This is a genomic window from Marinomonas sp. HM11-D (genome assembly GCF_057626615.1).
Genome location: NZ_JBMMKT010000011.1, coordinates 22,807 through 49,112, shown reverse-complemented (window position 1 = coordinate 49,112; position 26,306 = coordinate 22,807). Strand labels below are relative to the sequence as shown.

The 26,306-nt window shown below is 53.0% G+C and carries 23 protein-coding genes; 8 read left to right on the top strand and 15 right to left on the bottom strand.

From position 1 onward, the window contains the following. Positions 1-2: 2 nt before the first annotated feature. The 10 genes from ACOSVP_RS14075 to ACOSVP_RS14030 form a co-directional block, all read right to left on the bottom strand. Complete coding sequence (locus tag ACOSVP_RS14075; protein WP_487348126.1) at positions 3-992, bottom strand: NADPH:quinone oxidoreductase family protein; 990 nt, start codon at positions 990-992, stop codon at positions 3-5. Then, positions 989-2,506 carry a 3-hydroxyacyl-CoA dehydrogenase family protein gene (locus ACOSVP_RS14070; RefSeq protein ID WP_487348125.1) on the bottom strand — a complete coding sequence of 506 codons (1,518 nt, stop codon included), beginning with the start codon at positions 2,504-2,506 and terminating at the stop codon, positions 989-991. The genes ACOSVP_RS14075 and ACOSVP_RS14070 overlap by 4 nt, the downstream gene beginning before the upstream one ends. Before the next feature lie 14 nt (positions 2,507-2,520). Continuing rightward, the gene (locus ACOSVP_RS14065) at positions 2,521-3,675 is read right to left on the bottom strand and encodes a CaiB/BaiF CoA transferase family protein (RefSeq protein WP_487348124.1); all 1,155 of its coding nucleotides are present in this window, start codon (positions 3,673-3,675) and stop codon (positions 2,521-2,523) included. A 24-nt stretch (positions 3,676-3,699) separates the two neighbouring features. Beyond that, positions 3,700-4,878 carry an acyl-CoA dehydrogenase family protein gene (locus ACOSVP_RS14060; protein WP_487348123.1) on the bottom strand — a complete coding sequence of 393 codons (1,179 nt, stop codon included), beginning with the start codon at positions 4,876-4,878 and terminating at the stop codon, positions 3,700-3,702. Then, a complete protein-coding gene (locus ACOSVP_RS14055; RefSeq protein ID WP_487348122.1) occupies positions 4,878-5,585 on the bottom strand; it encodes an SDR family NAD(P)-dependent oxidoreductase in 708 nt (235 codons plus the stop codon). Before ACOSVP_RS14055 ends, ACOSVP_RS14060 begins: the two co-directional genes overlap by 1 nt. Next, the gene (locus ACOSVP_RS14050; RefSeq protein ID WP_487348121.1) at positions 5,578-6,348 is read right to left on the bottom strand and encodes an enoyl-CoA hydratase/isomerase family protein; all 771 of its coding nucleotides are present in this window, start codon (positions 6,346-6,348) and stop codon (positions 5,578-5,580) included. Before ACOSVP_RS14050 ends, ACOSVP_RS14055 begins: the two co-directional genes overlap by 8 nt. Before the next feature lie 3 nt (positions 6,349-6,351). Further along, complete coding sequence (locus ACOSVP_RS14045; protein WP_487348120.1) at positions 6,352-7,971, bottom strand: class I adenylate-forming enzyme family protein; 1,620 nt, start codon at positions 7,969-7,971, stop codon at positions 6,352-6,354. A gap of 9 nt (positions 7,972-7,980) precedes the next feature. Beyond that, positions 7,981-8,760: an enoyl-CoA hydratase-related protein gene (locus tag ACOSVP_RS14040; protein ID WP_487348119.1), complete on the bottom strand. Its 780-nt coding sequence runs from the start codon at positions 8,758-8,760 to the stop codon at positions 7,981-7,983. A 29-nt stretch (positions 8,761-8,789) separates the two neighbouring features. Then, the gene (locus tag ACOSVP_RS14035) at positions 8,790-10,019 is read right to left on the bottom strand and encodes a CaiB/BaiF CoA transferase family protein (protein WP_487348118.1); all 1,230 of its coding nucleotides are present in this window, start codon (positions 10,017-10,019) and stop codon (positions 8,790-8,792) included. Between the two features lie 306 nt (positions 10,020-10,325). Further along, positions 10,326-11,525: an acyl-CoA dehydrogenase family protein gene (locus tag ACOSVP_RS14030; protein ID WP_487348117.1), complete on the bottom strand. Its 1,200-nt coding sequence runs from the start codon at positions 11,523-11,525 to the stop codon at positions 10,326-10,328. A gap of 202 nt (positions 11,526-11,727) precedes the next feature. On the opposite strand from ACOSVP_RS14030, the gene ACOSVP_RS14025 reads away from it, so the two are divergent. The 7 genes from ACOSVP_RS14025 to ACOSVP_RS13995 are packed head-to-tail and all read left to right on the top strand — an operon-like array spanning position 11,728 to position 18,562. Beyond that, positions 11,728-12,894 (top strand): thiolase family protein, encoded by a 1,167-nt coding sequence (locus ACOSVP_RS14025; protein ID WP_487348116.1) that lies wholly within the window; start codon positions 11,728-11,730, stop codon positions 12,892-12,894. A 33-nt stretch (positions 12,895-12,927) separates the two neighbouring features. Next, positions 12,928-13,398: a MaoC/PaaZ C-terminal domain-containing protein gene (locus ACOSVP_RS14020; RefSeq protein ID WP_487348115.1), complete on the top strand. Its 471-nt coding sequence runs from the start codon at positions 12,928-12,930 to the stop codon at positions 13,396-13,398. Beyond that, a complete protein-coding gene (locus ACOSVP_RS14015) occupies positions 13,395-14,183 on the top strand; it encodes an enoyl-CoA hydratase/isomerase family protein (RefSeq protein WP_487348114.1) in 789 nt (262 codons plus the stop codon). The genes ACOSVP_RS14020 and ACOSVP_RS14015 overlap by 4 nt, the downstream gene beginning before the upstream one ends. 57 nt (positions 14,184-14,240) lie before the next feature. Continuing rightward, complete coding sequence (locus ACOSVP_RS14010; RefSeq protein WP_487348113.1) at positions 14,241-14,999, top strand: electron transfer flavoprotein subunit beta/FixA family protein; 759 nt, start codon at positions 14,241-14,243, stop codon at positions 14,997-14,999. Beyond that, positions 14,999-15,925: an electron transfer flavoprotein subunit alpha/FixB family protein gene (locus tag ACOSVP_RS14005; protein WP_487348112.1), complete on the top strand. Its 927-nt coding sequence runs from the start codon at positions 14,999-15,001 to the stop codon at positions 15,923-15,925. The genes ACOSVP_RS14010 and ACOSVP_RS14005 overlap by 1 nt, the downstream gene beginning before the upstream one ends. Positions 15,926-15,927: 2 nt before the next feature. Further along, positions 15,928-17,130 (top strand): 3-oxoadipyl-CoA thiolase, encoded by a 1,203-nt coding sequence (gene pcaF / locus ACOSVP_RS14000; protein ID WP_487348111.1) that lies wholly within the window; start codon positions 15,928-15,930, stop codon positions 17,128-17,130. Positions 17,131-17,143: 13 nt separating this feature from the next. After that, positions 17,144-18,562 carry an aldehyde dehydrogenase family protein gene (locus ACOSVP_RS13995; RefSeq protein WP_487348110.1) on the top strand — a complete coding sequence of 473 codons (1,419 nt, stop codon included), beginning with the start codon at positions 17,144-17,146 and terminating at the stop codon, positions 18,560-18,562. Positions 18,563-18,651: 89 nt separating this feature from the next. On the opposite strand, the gene ACOSVP_RS13990 is transcribed toward ACOSVP_RS13995, so the two are convergent. From ACOSVP_RS13990 to rpoN, 3 genes are all read right to left on the bottom strand, one after another. Then, the gene (locus tag ACOSVP_RS13990) at positions 18,652-19,938 is read right to left on the bottom strand and encodes an NAD(P)-dependent oxidoreductase (protein ID WP_487348109.1); all 1,287 of its coding nucleotides are present in this window, start codon (positions 19,936-19,938) and stop codon (positions 18,652-18,654) included. 86 nt (positions 19,939-20,024) lie between these two features. Further along, a complete protein-coding gene (locus ACOSVP_RS13985) occupies positions 20,025-20,417 on the bottom strand; it encodes a Zn-ribbon domain-containing OB-fold protein (protein WP_487348108.1) in 393 nt (130 codons plus the stop codon). 17 nt (positions 20,418-20,434) lie between these two features. Then, positions 20,435-21,865 (bottom strand): RNA polymerase factor sigma-54, encoded by a 1,431-nt coding sequence (rpoN, locus tag ACOSVP_RS13980; protein ID WP_487348107.1) that lies wholly within the window; start codon positions 21,863-21,865, stop codon positions 20,435-20,437. Positions 21,866-22,084: 219 nt separating this feature from the next. On the opposite strand from rpoN, the gene ACOSVP_RS13975 reads away from it, so the two are divergent. Beyond that, positions 22,085-23,770 carry a sigma-54 interaction domain-containing protein gene (locus ACOSVP_RS13975; RefSeq protein WP_487348106.1) on the top strand — a complete coding sequence of 562 codons (1,686 nt, stop codon included), beginning with the start codon at positions 22,085-22,087 and terminating at the stop codon, positions 23,768-23,770. Here the strand turns inward: ACOSVP_RS13975 and ACOSVP_RS13970 are convergent. Continuing rightward, complete coding sequence (locus ACOSVP_RS13970; protein ID WP_487348105.1) at positions 23,764-24,789, bottom strand: amidohydrolase family protein; 1,026 nt, start codon at positions 24,787-24,789, stop codon at positions 23,764-23,766. The genes ACOSVP_RS13975 and ACOSVP_RS13970 overlap by 7 nt on opposite strands. 47 nt (positions 24,790-24,836) lie before the next feature. Beyond that, a complete protein-coding gene (locus ACOSVP_RS13965; protein ID WP_487348104.1) occupies positions 24,837-26,306 on the bottom strand; it encodes an NAD-dependent succinate-semialdehyde dehydrogenase in 1,470 nt (489 codons plus the stop codon).

The window sequence follows — 26,306 nt, the reverse complement described above, 5'->3', positions numbered from 1 at the left end:
TTTTATAATTTTAATATGATTTTGCCGCTCGCTTGACCTTGCTTGAGGGCCGCCAGCGCTTGGCTGTACTGTTCCAGAGCAAAGGTTTGACTGATCAAGGGTTCGAGCTTTTGCGCCTGCCAAAGGGAGAAAATATGTGCTTGGGCCTCACGTACCTGAGCAATTTTACGGGCACGATAATCGGTCCACTGCAGCCCCGAGACACTGATGTTTTTCACTAACAGATAATTGCCAGCGAACTGTGGAATGTCGCCCGAGGCAAAGCCCACCACGACGTAGCGACCACGCCACGCCAGCGCACGTAAGGCGGCCTTCGCCAGAGCGCCACCGACTGGATCAATCACCACATCCACGCCAGCGCCTTGTGTGGTCCGTTGTACCTGTTCGCGCAAGCTGTTCTGTAAATCGTCCATGTTTGAATCGAGCACCACGTCTGCGCCCATTTTGCGCGCCAGTTCCGCGCCAGAAGCTCCCCTTGAAGCAGCAATCACCTTGCTCGCCCCCAAAGCTTTGGCCAGTTGAACAGCGGCCATGCCAATCCCACCAGTGGCCCCTAATACCAGAACACTGTCACCGGCTTTGAATTGACCATTCTCCATCAGAGCAAAATAGGCCGTTTGATAGACCAAACCAAACGCCGCAGCCGTCTCATAGGACATGGCCTCAGGCATCGGGAAGCAAAACTCCGCAGGTGCCAGCACTTGTTTGGCATAGGTGCCATGTTCAGGCAGCACCAACACCCGTTGCCCCAATCGCTCTAAGGGCACCCCTTCGCCCACCGCAGCGATGCGCCCCGCTCCCGCCAAACCTGGCGAGAAGGGAAACTCGGGCAGCTTTTGGTACTTACCTTCCATGTAAAGAATATCGGGAAAATTGGTGTCACTGGCCTCAAGCTCCACCAACACTTCGCCAGCACTCGGCACAGGCGTTGGCAACTCACCAACCGTGGCAGCATCAAACTCACCGAACTGGGAGACGATCACCGCTTTCATGATGCCGCCTTAGCTTGTTGCTGCGCTTTCGCGACCACCGCTCGGCGCGCCGGTGAGTAGCCCGCCAGCCCTGTCATTTCGTGAATCGCTTGGCAGACATCGTAATGACGCGCTAGGCCGCCTTGGCTGACTCGTTCAATCGGACCAGTTGGGTAACCTAGGCCCATGCAGCAGGTTTTATCCATGTCTGCCGCGCTGGCCAAACCTTCGTCTAGGAAACGTAGCGCATCGTTGTATTTAGGGCGCACCAGACGATCGACAATACGGCCCGCCAAATCCTTACACACCACCACATCAAACCCCGCCACTTCAAATACGGCGCGTGCTGCGGCAATCGCCGTGTCGGCAGTATTCGGTTGGCGTACCAATTCGATTAAGTTGGATGGCGCGTCGTCACCATTGCGGTAGCGGGCAAAGCCCACCGCATTAGAACCTTCTTTGCCCATGTCCTCACCGGTGTGCACACCGAGACACTCGGTATCCAGCTCCACCAACACGGCTGTTTTTGTCGCATCCGCCTGATAGCCACCGCCTAAATGAATGGTCACCTCGGCATTGCTGATTGCCTTGCTGAGGAAAGCATCACCGGCAGCAAAAGAGCGACTTGCGCCAGCAGACTGAATACTAAAAGCCGGAGCCTTAGTGGCCTTTTCAACAGGCGCAGCGGTTAATAGCCCAGCACCGGATTTATTCCCCAGCTTGCCGGCCGCGACCAACCGACGTAGCAATGGCGGTACCGAAGCACGTACATCGAGGGTAATCGGGTAAAACGCCTCGCCGAGCAGCACTTGAGTGTCTAAACCAATCAAATCCAATAAGGTACAAGGGCCCATCTTGTAGCCAAGACCCGACTTGATCGCCGTATCAATGTCTTCTGGTGTTGCCAATCCCGCTTCGATGGCGCGGATCACATCATTGTTAAACGGCACTAACAAGGCATTCAGAATAAAGCCAGGCTTGTCTTGGGTTTCCACCGAAATCTGGCCTGCCGCTTCGGTCCAATGCCACGCTGCTTGGAAGGTCGCGTCCGAGGTATTGATACCACGGGACATTTCCACCAACTTCATCACTTGCGCTGGCAGACAGAAATGCATACCCACCACACGCTCTTCACGGCCACAACCGCCAGCGATTTGGGTAATGGATAAGGTAGAGGTATTGGAAGCAAAGATCGTCTCAGGCTTACAGATCGCATTCAGTTTGCCAAACAACTCCTGCTTCACTTCGAGCTTTTCAAAAATGGCTTCGATCACTAAATCGCAATCGGCCAAGTCTTGTAAATCCGTGGTATCACGCATACGCGCCAACGCCGCATCACGCTCTTCAGCGCTCATACGTCCTTTTTCCACCGAGCGACTGAAGAACTTATCCGCTGCTGCTCGTTGACGAGACAGACCTTCCTCGGACATATCAAAACAGAGGGTTTCAAACCCAGCGCGCGCTGCTACTAACGCAATGCCTGCGCCCATGGTACCGCCAGCGCCACATACCGCGACTTTGTTGATGGTCGTCATCGTAAATCTCCTGTTTAATTATGGTTGTCGGGCCGTTCACTACGGCGACGTACGGATAATGCTTCAGTGTGTTCGCCTAAACGGGGCGCTCGTGCGCAGCCGTTGGCTTGAATGGATAACAAGGGGGAAATCGGCGTCGGTAAGGCCATCATGGTATTCGTCCCTGCGCCACCTAGGGTGCGAGAAAACACGCCGCGGGACTCAAAGTGGGGATCACCGAGGGCTTCTTGTACCGAGCGGACAATGCTGCAACAGCAGTCCGCTTCGGCAAACTGAGCTTCCCAGTAGGACGCCGACTGAGCGGCGATCAACTGCGCCACCGCGGCACGCGTTTGTTGCACATCGGCCTCATGAGTACGCAGGCTCGCTGGCAAATCAATCACCTCACAGAAGGTGTCCCAGAATTTATCTTCCAGCGGGGCAGCGGCCAGCAAGCGGCCATCCGCCGTCGGATAGAGTTGATAACGAGGCGATGCGCCAGTCACTAAGGCATCGCCATTGCTCGGCCAGGCATTGGCCGCTTGACCATCGCCCATGGCCCAGTACAGAAACGGGAACAGGTTTTCCGCCATGGCAATATCAAGGTGACAGCCCCCTTGACCAGCATCCCGAGCTCGTAACGCTAATAGAATGTTCAGAAGTGCAGGATAGGTACCGCCGGCTAAATCCGCCACCAAGCCTGCTGGCAAGGTCGGCTGCTGCGCCGGCCCTGTGCTTAAGCTCAGTAATCCCACATCCCCTTGGAAATTCAGGTCATGTCCGGCGCGCTGGGCTTTGGGGCCCACTTGACCATAGCCGGAGATCGAGCAGTAGATGATGTCTGGGTTCTGTGCCTTTACCGCATCGTACCCAAGGCCTAAGCGCGCCATCACCCCAGGGCGAAATTGCTCAATCAGCACATCGGCTTCGGCGATCAGCGGGGCTAATATTTGCTTGGCTTGCGGATCTTTCAGGTCAAGCGCCAGACTTTTCTTCGCCCGGTTAAGTAAGGCAAAGTTAACGCTGCTCTCGCCCCATTTCGGGGTATAGCTACGCATCTCATCCCCCTGTTCTGGACGTTCGACCTTGACCACTTCCGCCCCTGCATCGGCGAGGAATAAACTCGCCATCGGGCCTGGTAATAAGGTCGAAAAATCCAATACTTTCAATCCCGCTAGCGCTCCAGACATGATCATCGCTCCTACTTGAACAGGTTAGCCGCGCGCTGCTTTATCGCGGAAACTGCGACCAATTAATTGGCGATGAATCTGATTGGTGCCTTCCCAAATCTGGGTGATTTTTGCGTCACGCATCAGACGTTCGGCGCGGTAATCTTGGCAATAGCCATAACCACCGTGGAACTGCACACATTCGATGGCCATTTTCATGGCTAGATCGCTGGCGCGCATCTTGGCAATGGAGGCTTCCATGCCAAAGTCCTTCGAGCCGCTGTCGACCAAGTCCGCGACATAGTCGATCCAACGCTCCAGCATCAGTAGCTCACTGGATAGATCCGCCAAGGTGAATTGGTTACCTTGGAAATCCAGTACCGCTTTACCAGATTGCACACGCTCGTTGCCATAAGCCACCATGTCACGAAACGCCGCTCGAGCAATGCCTCGCGCATGGGCCGCCACTGAGGGACGTGACTTGTTCAAAGACGCCAACAGAATGCGCAAACCATCTCCTGGCTCGCCCAACAAGTTCGCCCGTGGCACACGCACATTGTCAAAGCTCATGGCACAGGTAGCAGAACCGTTGTGGCCCATCTTGCGCTCCACTTTATCGATGATGTGACCCGCTGCCCCCTTCTCCAGCACCAAGACTGAGATGGCTTGTTTCGGATCTTCGATTTCTTTCCATTTACCAAACAGCAAGTACAAGTCCGCCACATTGCCGTTGGAAATAAACACCTTGGAACCATTGATAACGATGTCATCACCGTCCGGGGTAAAGGTGGTACGCATACCGGTGGCGTCTGAGCCAGCATTGGTTTCGGTAATGGCCAAGGCACCCAAACCGCCCTCGGCAATGCGTGGCAGCAAACGCGCGCGTTGCTCGTCATTACCAAAGTCCATCAAGGGTTTCATGCCATGGTAGTTGGTAGCATAAATGATCCCAGTCGAGGCACACGCCTCAGAAATAATAGACACCACTTCTAGATAGAGTTTGTAGGACAGACCAATGCCGCCATATTCTTCTGGGATGAAAATGGTGTTCAGCCCCAGCTCGTTAATGGCACGCACGTTTTCCCATGGAAATTCGTGGCTTTGGTCCACACGTTCGGCATTGGGCGCAATCACGCTATCGGTCATGCGTTGCACCTGATCCAGAATCATGCGCTCTTCGTCGTTCCAATCGCGGTAGGCGATTGCTTTGTCTAATAAGTTCATCAGTGATTCATCCCCTGTGCGCCATCGATATAAATTGTTTCACCGGTCATAAAGCCAATCTGCTCCGAGAAGATTGCCGCCACCAGCTTGGCGACGTCCTGGGCCTGCCCTGGTCCGCCCACTGGAATGCGACTTTTCATCCAGTGGCGCACTTTTTCGCGAGCCAAATAATCACGGTTCAAATCGGTTTCTATGTAACCTGGAGCCACGTTCATGACACGAATATTGTCCTGCGCCCATTCCACCGCCATACAACGGGTCATCGCCGCCACAGCCGCTTTAGATGCACAATAAGACAGGTTATCGGGCACCCCCATCTTGTCGAAAAAGGAGCCGATATTGACTATGGTGCCGCCATGATTAGTGGCCAAATGTGGGTACACCTCACGTGCCGCCACCATCACGGCGGTGGTGTTCAGAGCAATGGTCTTGTTAAAGTCATCGGTCGATAAGGTGGCAATCGAGCCTGGAATATGCACTCCGGCATTGTTAACCAAGCCCACCACAGGCCCTTGCTCAGCGATCGCCGCAAACACCTCGCGTACCGATGCTTCATTGGTAACATCACAGGCCATGGCTTGCCCGACAGCGGCTTCACCACTGCGCGATAGACACACCACATCAAAGCCGCGAGCATGCAATTCCGCTGAAATCGCCGCGCCGATGCCCTTCGAGCCACCAGTAACAATGATTTGTTGCTTACTCATCTTTGAACTCCGCTTTACGTTTCTCTTCAAAGGCCGCCATGCCTTCCTCGGCATCTTTCATGCGGTAGGCCAACGTCGATAGATCCGCTTCAATTTGTAAGCCTTGCTCTAATGGCACATCCCCTGCTCGTTGCACCGCACGACGGGCAAATTCCAATGCCGGTAAGCTGTAACGAGTAAAACGCTCCGCAAACTCAATACCTGCGGTCATTAAGTCGCCGTCCACCACCGCGTTCACCAAACCAATGCGCTCGGCTTCCTCGGCTTTGACATTGCGTCCGGTCATAATGATCTCCAGCGCTCGCCCTTCACCAACTAGGCGCGGTAAACGCTGCGTGCCGCCGTAACCTGGAATCAGACCCAGCTTGATTTCCGGCAAGCCAAACACCGCATTCGGGGAGGCCAGACGGAAGGTCGACGCCAAGGCCAGCTCGGCACCGCCGCCAAAGGCATAACCATTCACCAAGGCCACTGACGCGATCGGCAGCGCATCCAACTTAGCGAAGACCGCTTGGCCTAGTTCGGCACCACGCTTTTGCTCAATCAGAGGTCGTTGACGTAGCTCTTTAATGTCAGCGCCCGCGCAGAAGGCTTTCTCTCCTGCGCCGGTGATCAGTAACGCACGCACATTGCTCATGGTGGTGACTTCATCCAGTGCCGCGCCAATCTCTCGTAAGATCTGGAACGACAAGGCGTTTAACGCTTCGGGACGATTCAAGGTCAGAATGGCGAGATCACCATTACGAGTCAGTTCTACTGTCATGAGTTAATCCTTTTTCTGCTCAGTGAAACGCACGGCTTCAGGCACTAAATCGCCTTGCTTGACCATCTCGGTCAGTTCACGTTTGAGAATTTTGCCACTTGCCGTCAACGGCAATTCATCCAAGGCGGCGAACCATTCCGGCATATCAAATTTCGATAAACCACTGCGGTACAGATGCTCTAGCATCTCATCGGCCGTGACTTCGCCAATGATGGCAAGACAGACTTTTTCCCCTAAACGGTCGTCCGGCACACCAAAGGCGGCGGCTTTCTCGATTTTGGGGTGAGTCAGTGCGTGGGACTCGATATGAGAAGGGTAAATGTTGTGACCACCACGAATGATCAAATCCTTAATCCGCCCTTCGATGCGCAGATTGCCTTCGGCGTCGAACGATCCAAGATCCCCTGACAACAGGTAACCATGACGGTTAAAGGTGTTTTCCGTGGCCGTTTGATTGGCGAAATAGCCCAGCATCATGGCTGCGCCACGACCGCCGATATTGCCGGACTTACCCGGTGGCAGCGCCTGATCCGGGTTTTCCGGATCCCAAATTTTCACGTCATACGCGGGCCCGCCACGACCACAGGTGGAAATCCATACCGACTGAGGATCCGTTGGGTGCGTGAATTGGTGCGACGAACACTCGGTCATGCCGTAAATGTTCTGCGGCGTAATGCCCTGTTTGACGAATGATTCAGCGACAATTTCTGGAATCGGTGAGCCGGCCATATAGAACACTTCTACCTGACCTAAATGGTTAAGACCGGCTTTGCGCTGCTCGGCGAGGATGTCCATGGCATGGGTCGGCACCCCCAACACATAGGTCGCGCCCGTCTCAATGATCCATTCCATCGCCGACATGCCCTGCGGCAAATCATTGGTAATCAATTGCCCACCACATAGGAGCCATTGAGAGATCGCCACCCAAGCAATATGGTGCGATGAAGGGCTGAGCGTCAGAATGTTGGAGCTTTCGTTAAGCCCCCAACAACGCACTAAATCTCGAGCATTGGCCAGCAAGGTGTTAGTGGAATGCATGACACACTTAGGCTTACCCGTCGTCCCTGAGGTAAAGGCCAGATAAGCCACACTGTCAGGATTGTTATGGGGTTGTGGATCCATATTGGTAAGGTGCATAGGCAATGCACCCTGCTTGTAGACTTTGCGTAAGAAGGGTAACTCAGCCAACATGGCATCAAAATCATGTAGGTGACGATCGGCTCCCCAACCTTCTTCCGTGACCAGTGCTTTGGCGTCTAGCTCGGTCAGCAGATCGACAATCTCTGCACAGGTATAGCTGCGATGCAAAGATGGATTGCAGGCAATGCCTTCGCGGGCACAGGCTAAAAAGGTAATCACCGCTTCAACCTTATTCGACATCCAAATAGAGATCCGATCGCCCGCGTATATCTCGGCTTTGTGGAGCGAATCTGCCATCGCATCCACTCTGGCCTTCAATCCCATCCAATCAAGGCTAAGCTGGCCATCACGCAAAGCCATGGCTTCTGGTCGCTGTTTCGCATGTTTGGCTAACAGCGAATAAAAGGTGTCAGACTTCCACAGCCCACGTTCATAGTAAGCGCGGGCAGCTGCTGGGTCGTGTAACGTTAGAAACGGCTTCATAAGCAGTCCTCACTGACCAAATTTTGAAGAATCAGGCTTGCGGCGTTCATTGAAGCTAGCGTTCAGCTCCTTATGCTCTTCACTGCCCAAGTAATGAGAAAGCAACAGGTCATGAGTCACACGGGACAAACCGCTGACACCACCATGACGAGCATTGAAGGCACCTTTAATCGATGCCAAGGCAAAGGAGCCACGATCAGCGACTTCTAAGGCAAACTCTTTGGTTTTTTGCGGCAGTTCGGCGTCCGCGACGACACGGTTAATCAAGCCAATTTCTTGCGCGTATTGCGCGCTCATCTTAGGGTTAGCAAACCAAATTTCCTTGGCGCGTTTTTTCCCCACGAGATCTTCTAGATACCAGGTACCGTAACCGGCATCGAACGAGCCCATCATCGGCCCGACTTGGCGAAACACCGCGGATTCTTTGGCGATGGTCATATCACACACCATCTGCAACACATTACCGCCACCCACCGCGAAACCGTTGACGCTGGCAATCACTGGCTTTTGCAGCTTGTCGATGGCTTCGTACATTTCCAAGGTTGGCAAGGTGCCCGCGTACAGATGGGTTTTCTCCATGCCGTCTTTTTGGCCACCAATACAAAAGAATTTATCCCCCGCGCCCGTGATCACCACCACTCGGGTGCGGGTTTCACGGCGAATGCCCTCGATACAATCACGGATTTCATGGCACATGGTTTCGGTAAACATATTGCCGTTGTCTGGTCGATTAAGTGTGATCGTTCCAATTGGGCCATCTTCTTGATAAAGAATTTCTGTGAATTCCATAACACGGATCCTCTAATAGATTGTTGTCTTTATTTTGTCTGTGAGTTCAATTCCGCCAGTACCGCAGCAGTATGTTCACCGAGCACAGGGGGATTGGTGCGCGCCATACTGACCTTGTCATTGATGCGAATACCTAGTCCGATTTGTGGTACTTCTCGACCACCCTCGCGGCAACGATAAAACAGGCCACGCTCTTGTAGCGGACCGTCTGCCGCCACCTCATCAATGCGATTGATTGGCCCCGCAGGCACTCGTGCGGCGGCAAAAATATCGAGCCATTGATTGCGGGTTTTAGTCAGTAAGATGTCTTGAATGCGGGTCACGATGTCGGCGCGTAACTGGCGACGATCAGCGTTACTGGCAAACTCGGTTTGTGCGCCATAAGCAGGGTCGCCCACCGCGTCCCAGAAGCGCGCCCAGATGCCATCATTTCCCAGCCCTAAGTTCATCGGCAGATCCGCTGTCTCAAACGGTTGATAAATAGCAATTACACTGTCGGTACCGCCAGAGCGTACCGGCACTTCGCCAGAGCCTAAGTAAGGGGAAATACGACAAGTCAAAAAGCGCGTCATGCTTTCTACCAAGCTGACATCAACCAGATGTCCTTGGCCGCTTTTAGCGCGTTCAAACAGCGCCGCCATGGCAGCCATCGCCGCATCTTGTCCAGCCAACATATCCGCCGCTGGCGTACCAATTTTCTGCGGGCCACTGTCAGCCGCACCAGTGATGTCCATCACCCCCGAGTAGCCTTCAGCGATCAGGTCATAGCAAGTCAGTTCGGCGCGTTTACCGTCTAAGCCAAAGCCAGTGATGGAGACAAACACCAAGTCCTCACGCAGAGCTTTTAAGCTGTTGTAGTCCAAGCCTAATTTCTTTTGCACGGAAGGCGGCTGGTTGGTAACAAATACATCGGCACTGCGAATCAGGTCATACATGGCTTGCTTGCCCGCTTCGCTGCGCATATCCAGCACCACGCTTTTCTTATTACGATTGACCGCGGTAAACCAAAGCGCCTGTTCATCTAAGAATGGTGGCCCCCAAGCACGAGCATCATCCCCATGAGGGCGTTCGACCTTAATGATCTCCGCGCCGAAATCCCCCAGTAGCATGGTGGCATATGGCCCAGCCACCGAGGTGGTGATATCAACCACACGAATGCCTTCAAACATCGCAAAAGGTTTGCCGTCAGTGACCAGTGGCAGGTCGGCATAGGGAAGACGCTCGGCCTGCGTCTTGATATCGATTTGCTGTGGGTTCATATGTGCCTCCTTAACGTCATACCCATAGCAACGCACTCCACGTGCCAAACCGGAAATTCTCGTTAAGAAAGCTAAGCGTCCGCGATTAGGCGCAAAACCCACCTAAAACAGGCGAGTGAAAGGATAATTGTGTGGTGCTGAGCCAGCGGTGTCGTTATTTACGACACTCTTTGCGATACAGCTTGAAGACACTTTTATAAATCGTCTTTATCAAAGACACTTCACTGACATAAAAAAACGCCCGATGTGGATGACATCGAGCGTTTTGGAGAACAGTTCGTAACGATTCAGGTCGCGCGGCCAGCCTTAATCCGCACGCCCCATTTGACGCAGACCGGTTTTGCCATGATGACGATCGGCTACCTTGTAGCCCAGCGCATCTTCTGCAATCAGGATCTTCTGCACGTTGGCCGTACCCTCACCCGTAAACATCAAGTCGGCATAACGCTTATATTTAGCGATGCGATATTCGCTGGACAGGCCATAGCCACCAAAGATCTGCTGGGCCGTATCGGTACAGAACTTCGCTGTGGTCGAGGCGTGGAACTTGGCGATCGAGGCAATACGGTTGGTTGGCAAATCCATATCCATGGCTTGCGCTGCCTGGTATACCAAGGCACGACTGGCTTCGATTGCCACCGCCATTTCCGCGATTTGCGACTGCACCATTTGGTACTTACCAATTGGCTGACCTTTAATTTCACGCTCATTGGCGTACTTCACCGCATCTTCAAAGGCCCCAATGGCAATGCCTAGAGCTTTGGCACCAATGACCGCACGACCGCCTTGTAACGCACGCATGATGATTTTGAAGCCATCGCCTTCTTCACCGAGCAAGTTTTCTACTGGCACTTCAAATTCATCCAAGAACACCGCCGCACAGCGGAATGAATTGGACAAGCCCACATCAATCGGTTGCGCCGTGTAGCCCTTGTATTTCTTGGGTTCAACGATAAAGGCTGAGACCCCTTTAGCGCCCGCGGCAGGATCCGTTTTCGCGAGGATAATGCCCACATCACACTCATCCCCAAGCGTCGCCCACATTTTAGAGCCACTAAGCTTGTACACATTGCCTTCGCGGCGTGCCACGGTTTTCATAGCTCCGGCCGCATCAGAGCCGCCGCCGGATTCCGTCAGCGCCATCATACCGACGGTCTTACCCGCCAATAGATCCGGTACATATTTCTTAATCTGCTCATCGGTTCCGCCAAGGTAGATACAGGCAGGACAGTTACCGCCATTTTGGTTAAAGCCACCAAAGCGCACGTCATTGCGGGCAATCTCCTCAATAATGACCGCTGCCGCCAAGTAGCCCATGTCACTGCCACCCACTTCTTCAGGGAAGGTAGCGCCATAATAGCCCGCTTCACCGGCCTTACGGATCAAGTCACGTGGGAGCTCACCACGTTCTTCATAGCCATCCATAACAGGCATTACTTCGGTCTCCATGAACCGACGAATGGAATTGCGAACAGCTGATATTTCTTCAGGTAGCATTTCGTCCATCTTAGAAACTCTCCTCACGAAACTATTAAATAAAATTGTTTTTCACGCGTTGCCATCTTTTCACCATGGCATGCGCTTCACTCCGGTAAGACGCACTTTGTATGCCAGACTAACAGATTATTTATCAAACGCTTGCGCATCGGTTTGGCACAGCGGGTGCTTCTACTCCAAGAGGACATCACCTCAAGCATAAGGAGTGAGAATGACACTTAGAAATCGCGCCGTCATCGTTGGCATTGGTGAAAGTGATATTGGTAAGGTTCCTCACATGACGGGACTTGGACTGAATGCTCAGGCCGCCATTCGCGCCATCAAGGACGCAGGCATTAAGCCGTCTGAAATCGATGGTTTACTGACCGCCTACTCCTTCACTGAGCCCTACTTTATGTTGGGGTCGGTTTTAGCAGAATACCTGGGTATTCAGCCGACCTACTCTTCTTCCATCATCGCCGGTGGCGCTTCACCGACCGTGATGTTGCATCACGCCGCCCAAGCCGTGGCTACGGGCGCCGCGCAGGTGGTGCTGGTGTGTGCCGGCGAGAACCGCGCTACGGGCATGTCGCGGGATGAAGCCGTGGGCGCGCTAACGGCAGTGGGCCATCCTTACTTTGAAGCCCCTTATGGGGTGGGCATTCCATCGCTCTACGCCATGGTGGCGCAAGCTTATATGCATAAGTACGGCACCACCCGCGAGCAGATGGCGGCGGTGGCCGTTAATACCCGCGCCAACGCCCTGAAGCACCCCAATGCCCATATGAAAAAGCCGTTAACACAGGAAGACGTGCTTAACGCCAAGCCCATTTCTGACCCGTTTAATCTGTTCGACTGCGCACTGATTTCCGATGCCGGCGGCGCCTTTATTGTGACCTCTCCAGAATACGCCAAACGCTTGCCCAGCAAGCCCGTATATTTGGCGGGTATTGGCGAAGCCCACACTCATGAGCATTTGCTGTGCGCCCCTAGCCTCACGGAATTTGGCACTGAATTGTCCGGCCAACAGGCCTACAAGATGGCTGGGCTCGGCCCTGAGGATATGGACCTAGCCATGCTTTATGACTGTTTTTCCATTGTGCCAATCATCGAAATGGAAGAACTCGGTTTGGCACCGCGAGGAGAAGGCGGCGCACGCTTTGCGGCCGGCGATACCTTGATTGGCGGCTCGCTGCCGGTGAATACCCACGGCGGCATGCTCAGTCACGCCCATGCCGGCGCGGTCGGCGGCTTGATGGGCATTATTGAAGCCACTCGACAATTACGCGGTGAGGCCGGTGAACGACAAACCCCGAACGCCACGACAGCCTTGGTGCATGGTGAAGGGGGCATTTTATCGTCACACTGCACCGCCATTCTCACCGCCGAAGCCCGATAACCCATTTACAAGAACAACAATAAGGAGAGCATTATGTCTGCCAACATTCGCGGCATGTACTTCGAAGACTTTTATGAGGGTCAAGTCATTGAGACCCCTAAGCGCACCATCACGTCCACCGATATCGTTAATTTCTGTTGCTTATCGGGGGATTTTAATGGGGTCCATGCGGATCACGAATACTGCAAGACCACCCCCTTCGGTGAACCCATTGCCCACGCGCCTTTGGTGTACGCCATCATGGGCGGCCTGCAATACGCCAGCGGCACCAACGACGGCACGCTACTGGCGGTACTTGGCATTGATGAATGGCGTATGCACTCGCCGGTAAAACACGGTGACACCCTGTTTATGCGCTCCACGGTGGAAAGCTCCCGTCTGACCTCAAAAGGCGATCGTGGCGTGGTGTCGTTCAAACGTGAATTCGTTAATCAACATAACGAAGCGGTGCAAAGCATGAAGGCAACCTTTATGTACAAACGTCGTCCGGAGGCTGAGGCATGAATCAGGATCTGTTATTTAGCGTGGAAAGCGGCGTTGCCACGTTTACTCTCAACCGTCCCGACAAGCGTAATTCCTTTACCGACGACATGGTTGTGCAATGGGTGCAATGGCTCGAAGAGTGTCGCCATCGTGACGACGTCAAAGTCATCGTGTTCACCGCGGTGGACAAAACCTTCTGTTCCGGCGGTGACACCAGCGGTTTGGCAGAGAAAGCCAAACAAACACCGCTTGAAGCCAAAGAGCGCCTAATGACTTACACCCAATCCTTGGTACGTAAGGTCGCCGAGATCGACAAGCCGATCATTGCCGCGGTCAATGGTGCCGCCGTCTCTGGGGGCATGGACTTGGCATTGATGTGTGATGTGCGTCTCGCCTGTAGCTCCGCCAAGTTCGCCGAAACCTACGCCAAGATGGGACTCCTGCCTGGGGTGGGCGGCGCTTGGTTCCTACCGCGAATTATCGGCACCGCAGCGGCATTGGATTTGTTCTGGACCGCACGTTGGGTCGACTCCGACGAAGCGTTACGCCTAGGTATCGTCAATCGTGTCTTCAGTGACGACACCTTCCGTGACAGCGTGCGTGACTACGCCGAGACACTGGCTCAAGCCGCGCCAAATTCAGTACGTGCCATCAAACGTTTTGTTCACCAAGGCTTGAAAACCGACTTACACACACATTTGGACTCACTCAGTTCACTGCTTGCGGTGGTGCGAACCAGCAATGATCACCAAGAGGCCGTAGCCGCCTTTAAAGAAAAGCGCGCGCCACAGTTTAGCGGCACGTAATAGGCTCAGTGTGCGCCATTTAGACAAAACAAAAACAACACGCTCGTGGAGATTGTTATGAAAATCCTAGTTCCTGTGAAAAGGGTCATTGATTACAACGTCAAAGTACGTGTCAAAGCAGACGGCTCTGGGGTCGATCTCAGTAATACCAAAATGGCCATGAACCCATTTGATGAGATCGCCGTGGAAGAAGCCGTGCGTCTGAAAGAAGCAGGCCACGCAGAGGAAGTGGTGGTGGTGTCCATCGGTTTAAAGCAAGCCCAAGAAACCTTGCGTACCGCCCTCGCCATGGGCGCTGACCGCGCGATTCTAGTCATTGCTAGCGACGATGTGCACATGGATATTGAACCGCTGGCGGTGGCTAAGCTACTGGCCAAACTGGTCGAGCAAGAAAAACCCGATTTAATTGTCGCTGGCAAACAGGCGATTGATAACGATATGAATGCCACGGGACAGATGCTTTCTGCCCTGCTTGGTTGGAGCCAAGCGACTTTTGCTTCAGCCGTGTCCATTGAAGGCGATCGCGCTCAGGTCACCCGTGAAGTCGACGGCGGTTTGCAAACCATTGCCATCCAACTGCCCGCGATTATTACCACGGATTTGCGTCTTAACGAACCGCGTTACGCTTCTCTACCGAACATTATGAAGGCCAAGAAAAAGCCCCTCGACGAAGTCACGGCGGCAGAGCTAGGGGTCGACACCACACCACGACTACAAACTCTAAAAACCTCTGAGCCCCCTGTGCGTCAAGCCGGTAGCAAGCTGGCATCGGTGGATGAATTGGTCGCAAAACTAAAAGAACAAGGAGTCGTCTAATGGCTGTTTTATTGATTGCTGAAATTAACCAAGGTGAATTAGCCCTAGCCGCCACCGCCAAAGCGGTGCAAGCCGCACAGGCGTTAGGCGATGTCCATGTTTTGTGCAGCGGAGCATCCGTCGCACAGGCCGCCCAAGCCGCGGCCAGCATCACAGGTGTAACCAGCGTGTTGCTCGCTGAACACGGTTCTCTAGAACATAACTTAGCCGAACCCTGTGCAGCATTGATTGCCTCTTTGGGTAAGGAATACAGTCATATCGTCGCGGCGTCGACCAGTCATTCGAAAAATGTCCTACCACGTGTGGCGGCACTGCTTGATGTAATGATTTTATCGGATGTCTGTGCTGTCGTTGACAGCGACACCTTTGAACGTCCGATCTACGCCGGCAATGCCATCCAAACCGTGAAGTCCAACGACGCGATCAAGGTGATTACCTTCCGTACCGCCTCGTTTGATGCGGCACCACAAGGGGCGAGCGCGCCAGTTGAAACCATTCCATTGGTCGATCTACCGAGCGTTTCTGAATGGCTGGAAGAGCAGATTGTTGCCAGTGAACGCCCAGAACTGACGGCTGCCAATATCGTCGTCTCCGGCGGTCGCGGTGTGGCGTCACAAGAGAACTTTGCTTTGATTGAAGCGCTGGCTGATAAACTCGGTGCGGCGGTTGGTGCGTCTCGCGCCGCGGTGGACTCAGGGTATGCGCCAAACGATTGGCAAGTGGGCCAAACCGGTAAAGTGGTTGCGCCAGAACTGTATATTGCCTGCGGTATTTCCGGCGCCATTCAACACCTTGCCGGTATGAAAGACTCCAAAGTTATTGTGGCGATCAACAAAGACGAAGAGGCGCCGATCTTCCAAGTGGCTGACTATGGTTTAGTGGCCGACTTGTTTGACGTGGTACCAGAACTGACAGGGAAGCTATAACCATGAATGCTTACATATGTGACAGTATCCGCACGCCTATTGGCCGTTACGGCGGTAGCCTATCCTCGGTTCGCCCCGATGACCTCGCGGCCATGGTGATCAAGCAACTGATGCAACGTCATCCCAATGTCAATTGGGCCAGCGTGGACGAAGTGATCTTGGGTTGTGCTAACCAGGCCGGTGAAGACAACCGCAACGTGGCGCGCATGGCCGCTTTGCTAGCAGGCTTGCCGGTATCCGTATCAGGCACTACGGTGAACCGCCTGTGTGCCAGCGGTATGGACGCGGTCGCTAATGCGGCGCGTGGCATCAAAGCCGGCGATTACGACATGGTGATCGCCGGTGGCGTGGAAAGTATGAGCCGTGCCCCCTTTGTGATGGGCAAAGCCACTAGCGCCTTTAGTCGTGCTATGACCATGGAAGACACCACCATTGGTTGGCGCTTTATCAACCCGCAAATGGACGCCGAGTTCGGCACGGATTCCATGCCACAAACCGCCGACAATGTGGCCGATGACTACCGTATCTCCCGCGCCGATCAAGATGCCTTCGCGGCACGCTCACAGTTACGCTGGGCCAACGCCCACGAGCAAGGTCTCTTCGAGCAAGAAACCTTCCCCGTCGAAATTCCACAACGCAAGGGCGAGCCGCTTGTTTTGACTAAAGACGAGCACCCGCGCCCTACCACTTCACTAGAACAACTGGGCAAATTACGTGGCGTCAACGGCCCCGATAAAACCGTCACTGCCGGCAATGCCTCTGGGGTGAACGACGGAGCAGCGGCATTATTGATTGCTAACGAAGACGCCATCGCAAAACACGGTTTAACGCCCATGGCACGCATTGTGGCCATGGCCTCAGCCGGTGTTGAGCCACGCGTCATGGGCATTGGTCCAGTGGAGGCTACTCGCAAAGTTCTGGCACGCACAGGGCTTAGCATCGACGACATGGATGTGATTGAATTGAACGAAGCGTTTGCGTCACAAGCGCTCGCCACGCTACGTGAATTGGGCATCGCGGACGACGCCGAACATGTCAATCCCAACGGTGGCGCCATCGCTCTGGGCCATCCACTGGGCATGTCTGGTGCTCGGATTGTGATGACCGCAGCACGCCAATTGCAACGCAGCGGTGGTCGCTACGCCCTTTGCACCATGTGTGTTGGGGTTGGCCAAGGTACCGCCATGATTATTGAACGGGTCTAGGAGGACAGAACGCATGAAACATTATGGGCAATTTTACATCGATGGTCAGTGGCTAGATCCCATTTCTTCGACGCCGTTTGAGCTAGTCAATCCAGCAACCGAGGAAGTGTTTGCCAGCGTGGCACTGGGCTCAGCGGCGGACGTGGATCGTGCCGTGGCCGCCGCCAATAACGTCCTGCCAAGCTTTAGCCAAACCTCAAAACAGCAGCGTATTGCGCTGCTCGAACGCATTATCAGTGCTTATCAGGCCCGCGAAGAGGATTTGATGGCAGCACTGACAGAGGAAATGGGCGCGCCGGTGCGCCTCAAAGCACAAACTGGCGCCGGCTTAGCGGCACTTAAACAAGCCATTGCTACCCTTGAAGAATATGAGTTTGAGCATCGCGAAGGGGTCAATCTTATTCAGCACGAAGCGATTGGCGTAGCGGGTTTAATTACCCCTTGGAACTGGCCGATTCAGTTACTGTGCAACAAGTTGGCGTCAGCCTTTGCTGCGGGCTGCCCTGTGGTACTCAAACCCTCTGAATTCACACCCGTTAGCGCCGTGATTATGGCCGAGATCATTGATGCGGCGGACGTGCCTGCGGGGGCGTTTAACTTGGTCAATGGTGATGGTCCTGTGGTCGGTAACGCCATCGCCAAGCACCATGATATTGGCGTGGTGTCCTTTACTGGCTCCACCCGCGCAGGCATTTTAATTGCCGAAGCCGCAGCACCTTCGGTCAAACGCGTCACGCAAGAATTAGGCGGTAAATCCGCCAATGTGATTCTACCTGATGGCGATCTCAAAGCCGCGGCTGAATATAACGTCACCCGAGGTTTTTCGAACTCAGGGCAATCCTGTCACTCGCCAACCCGAATTCTGGTGCCAGAAGAAAGCTTGGAGGAACTGATTGGGTATTTAAAAGCAGCCGTAGCGGAACATATTCGCGTCGGTGACCCAACCGATCCAAACACCACTCATGGGCCGGTGGTAAACCGCGCCCAATACGAGCGCATTCAAGGCTATATCGAAACCGCCATCGCCGAAGGTGGTCGCCTGGTTGTGGGTGGTCTAGGTCGTCCTGCAGGTATTGAGCGTGGTTTCTTTGTCCAGCCGACAATTTTCGCGGATATCACCCCAGACATGACCATTGCTCGAGAAGAGATCTTTGGCATGGTGACCTCGGTGATCAGCTACAAAACGGTGGAACAAGCCATTCAAATTGCTAACGATACCGAATACGGTTTAGGCGCCTATGTGTTCAGTGCTAACCCTGAATTAGCGCTAGGAGTCTGCCGCCAATTGAAAGCCGGACGGGTGTTCTTTAATGGCGCACCCGCCAATACTTCAGCCCCGATGGGCGGTTATAAGAAGTCCGGTAACGGCCGTGAAATGGGCGTTTACGGTATGGAAGAGTATTTAGAAACCAAAGCCATTATTGGTTTTTAAATCTCTTGCCAATCGAGCTAAAAAAACCGTGTCTTCATGGAAGACACGGTTTTTTTTATTTCAGCGACATGAGCTCTGTTTCACTCACTTTAAAAGTGGATCTCGGCATTACGTTGATACAGTTGTGCCAATTCGGTGACGGAAGCCTCTGCCCCCAGCTCGCGCTGCGCCGTTTCGTACAAGGCGCGAACCTCCCCTAGCATCACAGTAGCGACCCCTTCATACATATTCAGCAATTCTAACTGGCGCATGGCGGCGACACAGTCACCGATACTAAGTGGTGCTGGTTCAGAGCTGCCACTCAGTTCAGCTAAGATCACTTCACAGGCCTGACTCCAAGCTGAGCCATTATTAAGAATCATGCCTAGGTCATCGAGCTCCATATTCAGCTTGCGTGCCAAGGCAAAGATCTCATACACAATTGCACGGTTGCAGGCACTTAACACCGTCTCAATCTGAGCCATCAAGTTTTCGGGTGTCACACGTTCGACTGTGGTTTTGTAATCAGCACCGCAGGCTTGCGCCATAAAGTCGATGACATCATCTAACTTGGCCATCGGCCCCACCAGATTAATGTTTTGCTGTAACACGCCTCGAGCCAACGCCGATAACGGCATGGGCACGTTTTCCGACATGCCCAAGGTCAATGCTTGGTTGCAGTCTTTGAGCATCAAGGTAAGAAAGAAGTCACCGGTAGAACGATCATTTAAAATCGCCGGTAATACCGTACGGCAGGTGAAATTGCCCGCTGGGCCAGCGTTCAAGGTGTCCGTAAGCTCCGCTAGAGATCCCCCTAAGCGCACACAAAGCGCCGCCAGTTCAAGGGTCGCCACACGAAACACCATGTTCATCATATTGTTTAAGGTTTTGACGGATTGAGCATCGCCGGTTTGATCACTGGCGCGATAAATCTTTGAAGTCATCGCTTTAAACAGCGGCATCGCTTCCGCTTGGGCACTGTCTGGCCCTGACACCATAATGGTAATAGTGCCCGCCTTGGCACTGGGCACGCCGCCCGCCACCGGTGCATCCAACATACGCACACCGATTTTATCCAAGCGTTGCGCCATCTCTTGGGTGGCTGCTCCCACACCACTGGTTTGGTCGATAAGGATTTTTCCTGCGCTCAGACCTGCAGATAAGCCCCCTTCGCCAAAAATAGCTTGCTCAACATTTTGGCTGCGCGGCAAACATAAGAAAATCACGTCGCAAGCGTGCGCGAGGCTGGCTAAGGACTCCGCAGCATTCGCTCCTTGTGCAGCCAATTGAGCCATGGCATCAGGATTCAGATCCCATACCCAAAGCTCATGTTCCTTGATGAGCCAATGGGCCAAAGAACTGCCCATGGCCCCCAGTCCAATATATCCAACCTTCATACAATGCCTCTTATTGTTGTTTTGCACTTATAGTCGGTGGCTTAGGCGCAAAGCCCTAAGCGTCATCCATTACTCAAGCCGTAAGATTAGGCGGGCAGACGGCGAAACATAGGCAAGGTATCGCCCGATGCCCCCAATTCATATACCACCTGCACCGGATCGCCAATGACTACCTCCAAGGCATCCTCGCCGCACAAGGTGGTGATCATTCTTGGACCTTCTTCCATCGATATGGCGGCAATGACATAGGGCACCTTCTCTGCAAAGGCAGGCAATGGCGCACGCCTTACTATGGTAAAACTTTCGATACGCCCTTCCCCACAACTTTGCTGCCAGGTTAACTCTTCGTGCCAACAGCTGGCGCAGTGATGACGTGGCGGGAACTGCACCGCGCCACAGGCAGAACATTTCTGAAACAATAACTGACCTTGCTCTGTGCCATTAAAAAATGGCTGCGAATCCGCATTTGCCAAGCTCATATCACTCTCCTTTGAAATCAGTGTTGTAGTTCAACCGCGTTGACTTTTTGCTGGCGTTTTCGAATTTGTGAGGATGGGATATTCATCATCTCGCGGTACTTGGCCACGGTACGACGGGCGATATCAATGCCCTGTTGTTTAAGGTGGCTGGCAATCGCGTCATCGGAATAAATCGCTTCGGATTTTTCACGGTTCACCAGGACACGAATTTGCTCGCGAATGGCTTCAGAGGAATGAGATTCAGCACCTTCGGTATCATTGATGGCATTGGAAAAGAAATAGCTCAGCTCAAAGACGCCACGACTGGTCATGATGTATTTGCCAGCGGTTGCGCGACATACCGTGGAGCGATGCACGCCAATGGCATCTGCCACATCCCGTTGACGTAGCGGTTTCAAACCCTCTCCTCCTAAGAAAAAGTCTTTCTGTTGGCGCACGATTTCGGTCGCGACTTTGAGAATAGTATTGGCCCGTTGATCCAGATTGCGCACCAGCCAATTGGCACTCTGCAAACAGTCCGTGACAAAACGAGTATCTTCTGAGTCCGTCGCAGCATTGGAGATTTCAGCGTAGTACTCTTTGTGCACCAGCACTTTAGGGAGCAGATCCGAATTCAGCTCGATCTGTAGCTTGCCTTCAGCATCAATCTTTAAATTCAGGTCTGGTTGTATGGTTTGTGAGATCTCATGATCAAACTCGGCACCTGGATGTGGGTTCAAGCTACGAATCACAGAGACCATATTGATGACTTCTTTGCGCGTCACCGCACAACGACGGGCCAGCTCTTCAAACTTCAAACTCGCCACGAGTTCAAGGTTGTCCAACAACACACCGAGTGCCTCGCTATAATCACCGCGCTGTTTGAGTTGCAAGGCCAGACACTCGCCTAGGCTACGTGCACCAACCCCTGCCGGATCAAATCGTTGTACACTCTCTAGCACCTGAGCCACGTATTCTTGTGGGATCTCGAGATCATCGGCGATAAAAAACAAATCGCTTTCCTTGAGATAACCATCGTGATTCATCGCCTCAACGATGTCGGCCGCCACCAAACGCTCTAACGGATCATTAATCACGAGGTTTACTTGTGACAGAAGATGCTCACGCAAGGTAATTTCAGAGACTTGCAAATCCTCAACCGAGGGGAACATCTCTGAACTTGAGGATTTCAGCGAACCGCTTTGTCTAACGCCAGCGCTGTTAACATTGCTTGGCATGCTGATTGGCGTGTCTTTTTCTTGCTCTGTTGCTGGCGCTGCAACCACCGCATCCGTCTCACCATATTCCATGCCGGAAATTTCAATCAGTGGATTTTTTTCCTCCTGTTCCCGTAAAAATGAAAACAGGTCTTCCTGATTAAATTTCAGTAACCGAATCGACTGAATCAACCCAGGTGTCATGGTTAGTGTCTGCTTGATCTGGGTAGACAAGTTTGGGCGAAGTTCCATAATCCCTCTCCATTGGTTCTTGTTATTTTTGTTCCCTTGTAAATACAAGATTCAAGCCAAACTTGGTCAATCCCGCTCTAACCCCGATGAGCAGTGGGTTTCGAGTGCAGTCTAAGATTCTTGATGAGATTTCTTTGTACAAGATGCATTCGTTGCGTACACTAAAACCGCTAAAAGTGTACATAACAACTACGATTAAAACTGATGGAACCAGGATTTATGGATATAAATACAAATCGCCATAGCATCAAAGGGGTCATCATCACTGACAAAATTGGTAATACATTGCTTGCGACGGGGGAGGCGAACGATAAACGCCTGAAAGCAATGATTAGCGATAATGATTGGTTAGCGATGACGACCGAGAAACGGATTCACCCAATTCTTCTCAATGATGTTAACTACATTGCGATAGTGACTCAGATTGAAGATGGATTTCTCATCATCCTTTCAGAACCAGCGTCCGATACCGTGCTGGACTTTATTATTCACGTGGACTTTGCCTACGACATCATTCATCACATCCTGACGGATCCGTATGATGCCATGGCCATCGTCGACGCCAACGAGAAGCTGGCCTTCATCTCACCCATTCATGAAAAGTTCTTTGGTCTGCAATCCGGGGAAGCCATTGGCAAACGGGTTCGCGACGTGATTGAGAACTCGCGTCTACACCAAGTGGTTCGCACTGGGGTGGCCGAGGTAGGCTTAGTGCACCGTATGAAAGGCAAAGAACGGGTCGTGTCACGTCATCCGATTCGACACGATGGCAATGTGGTTGGCGCCATTGGCCGCATCATGTTTAAAGGACCACAACAGTTAGAAGCACTGGCACGCCGCATCAATGACCTAGAAGAGGAAATTGCCACGTACAAGGCCAAAGAGCTGTCGACTGAGCATATGCCAGGTGAAGAATACTTGGATGCGATTGTCGGTCAGAGCTTCGCGGTACGCTCCCTAAAAGATCAAATTCGTAAAGTTGCTCCGCTGGATATTCCAGTATTGATTCAAGGGGAAAGCGGTACTGGCAAAGAGCTGGTGGCGCAAGCCATGCATATGCTCAGTGCCCGTCACGACGCTCGCTTGGTCACGGTTAATGCCGCGGCATTGCCAGACAATTTGGTGGAAAGTGAGCTATTTGGCTATGAAGCAGGCTCCTTCACGGGTGCTGATCGCAAAGGTCGCGCAGGGAAATTCGAGCAAGCCGATAAGGGCACCATTTTCCTCGATGAAATTGGCGATATGCCGATTGATGTGCAATCTAAACTGCTGCGCGTACTACAAGATCGCATTGTTGAACGGGTCGGTGGCGACAAGCCAAAACACGTGGATTTCCGCCTTTTCAGCGCCACCAACCGTGATTTAGAAGCCTTTATTGAGCAAGATAAATTCCGACTCGACCTGTTCTACCGTATTAGCCCAGTGGTCATTACCATGCCGACGTTGGCGGAACGGATCGAAGACATTCCTTTGCTACTCAATCATTTTGTGAACGATTTAGCCCAGCAATATAATCGTGAGCGACCAGAGATCGATATTGATGTGGCACACTTCCTAATGGATCAGGATTGGCCCGGTAATATCCGTCAGCTACGCCATGCGGTAGAACGCGCCTTTGTCTTCTTTGAAGGAGGCAAGCTACGGGTAGAAGACTTCGAGCATGCTGGCAAATTCCCAAGCAAAGCAGCACCTCGACCTACTTTGCCGAAAGGCAACGTGTCCCCTATCCAGCAGTCTGAAAATCAGCCGCTAGAAAGCACTGGTGCCAACCTGAAAGATTCCTTGGAAGCGCTGGAAAATCAACTGATCAATGACGCCATTGTGCACTTCAACGGTAATAAAAAGAAAGCGGCGGAGCACTTGGGCATTTCGCGCTCCTACCTGTATAAGAAGCTGGTTCAATAACCTAATAAGTTAGCGGGCAGCTGCATGTTATACACGCGGGCGGCATTGGTGTTGAATAGCGCGAGCTTTTCTTCACGACTGGCGCCTGCGACCGTTCTTTTTAAGGCATTCCACAAAGGCACATAACCACAGGAACGTGAGTCCGGCGGATAATTACTTTCCATAATACAACGCTCCACGCCAAAGGCTTCGATCGCCACTTCGACAAACGGCTGCCAGACTCGACACAGCTGTTCAGAAGTCACCAGTTCGCTTTGCTCATCCAAGCCAAAGCCCCATACTGGCATGCCCATACCACCAATTTTGCAGACGATATTGGGACGCTTGGCGGTTTCATAGAGCGCCTCAGACCATTCTTTAAACAGCTCACGCTGCTGCTCCTTGGTCATCTCTAAACCCATGGCCACCGTCATATGATTAACGATCAAGGTCGCCTCGGGAAAGGCATCGGCTAACGCTGCGATATCCGGCAGTTGTAGATGAAACCCGGTGGCATCATAGGTCAGCTGACGTTGGGCAAGCTCCGCGAAGCCCTTCTTAAAGTTGGGGTGCTGGAACACCCCTGCAGGGGGACGCCCAGTAAAGAAATAGCGATACGGGGCATCGGAGGGGTGATCCATGGTGATTTGGCGAATCCCCCGAAAACGCTCTGGCGCCGCACTGATACAGCGATCTAATAACTCGCCCACAGCCGCGCCCTGACGTAAGTCTGCATGACCCACAATGGCGGCGCACAAACGTAAGTCGCCATACGTACCACTGTCAAACATAGCGCCCACACCATTGGCAAACTCGACTTCACCAAGGGGTTGTAAGATTTCTGGAGCAGATTGTCGATAGAACGCGGAGGCCTCCACATACACGGAAGCCACCACCTTGTGCCCTGCTGTCACATCGTCTAAATATTCTTCCGTCATGTAGCGTAGGGCTGGTTTATCAAACAGATGATGGTGCGCGTCTATGATCGGCAGATCTGGGTCGATAATCGGTTCGTCTCGTCCTTCTAGGCGTTTACTCATAGGGGATTCTCCTACTCAAAAGCGTTGCTGGGTTGTGTGCGTGTTAACTACACTTTCACTTTTCTTTCCGTCACCGTTTTGATCACCGAGTAGAGATCCAAGGATTCCATCCCCCCTTCTCGCCCCATACCACTGTCTTTGACCCCACCAAACGGCGCATCCGCCCCTGGCGTCACAAAGTTATTAATCGAGACCGAGCCGCTCTCCAAGGCATTACTTAAGTAATCCGCGCGCTCGATGTCGTTGGTAAAGACATAGCTCGCCAAGCCCGCATCAAGGCTATTGGCAATCTCTAGCGCCTCATCCATTGAATCCACCGGCGTAATCGCCGCTAACGGGCCAAAAGGTTCTTCGGACATGATGGCCGCGTTAAGCGGTACATCGGCCAACACCGTTGGCGCAAAGTACCATCCTTGATGACCAAGACGCTCACCACCAGCCACCACGCGCGCACCACAGGCTTTAGCATCCGCGACTAACTGGATCATGGTGTCTAATTGACGCTCACTGGCCACTGGCCCCATTTCTGTGGTTGGATCGGAGCCAGGTCCCACTTTAATACGCTGCGCACCTTTGGCCATGGCGTCGACAAAAGCATGGTAAACGCTACGATGTACCAAGAAACGTGACGGTGAAACACACAGCTGACCGCTCATGCGAAACTTCGCTGCCAAGGCCATCTCTGCCACCGTTTCAGGGTTGACGTCTTCGTCGATCAATACCGGCGCATGGCCGCCCAGTTCCATCAACACTGGCTTCATGCCCTCGGCGGCAAGCTTGGTTAAGGCTTTGCCCACCGCCGTTGAGCCAGTCAGCGTCACCATACGGATAATCGGCGATAGAATCAGATTCTCCGACACTTGCGCCGCTTTACCATGAACCACCTGAAGTACCCCTGTTGGCAGACCCGCATCGATAAAACATTGCGCCATCATGCAAGTAGAGGCAGGCGTTTGCGTCGCGGGTTTGATAATCACCGAGTTGCCCGCGGCGATCGCACCACCGACTTTACGCCCTGCCGCACTGACCGGTACATTCCAAGGGGTAAAGGCCGCAACCGGTCCGATCGGCTCACGCACAACGAACTGGTACATAGGATGCGGTGTGGGTACGATGCGGCCATAATTACGTTGTAATTGCGCGGCATCCCATTCGAGAAATTGACTGGCGCGCAGCACTTCATTACGACCATCTTGATAGGTCTTACCGTGCTCTAATGAGATCACGACCCCGATCTCCTCGGCACGCTGTTTCATCAACTCAGCAGCCTTTAGCAGCACGGCGGCACGATCTAAGGGAGCGACTTTTTTCCAACTCAAAAACGCTTGTTTGGCCGCATTGAGCGCCCGTTCATAGTCCTCTTTGGTTGCTCCAGGCACCTGTGCCAAGACACTTTCATCAGCAGGGTTAATCACTTCACCGCAGGCTGGACGGTCATATTGCCATTCTCCATCGATCAATAGTCCAACCTGTGGGTATTGCGGTAGAGTATTTGTTTGCTTTGCTAGAGAGGTCAT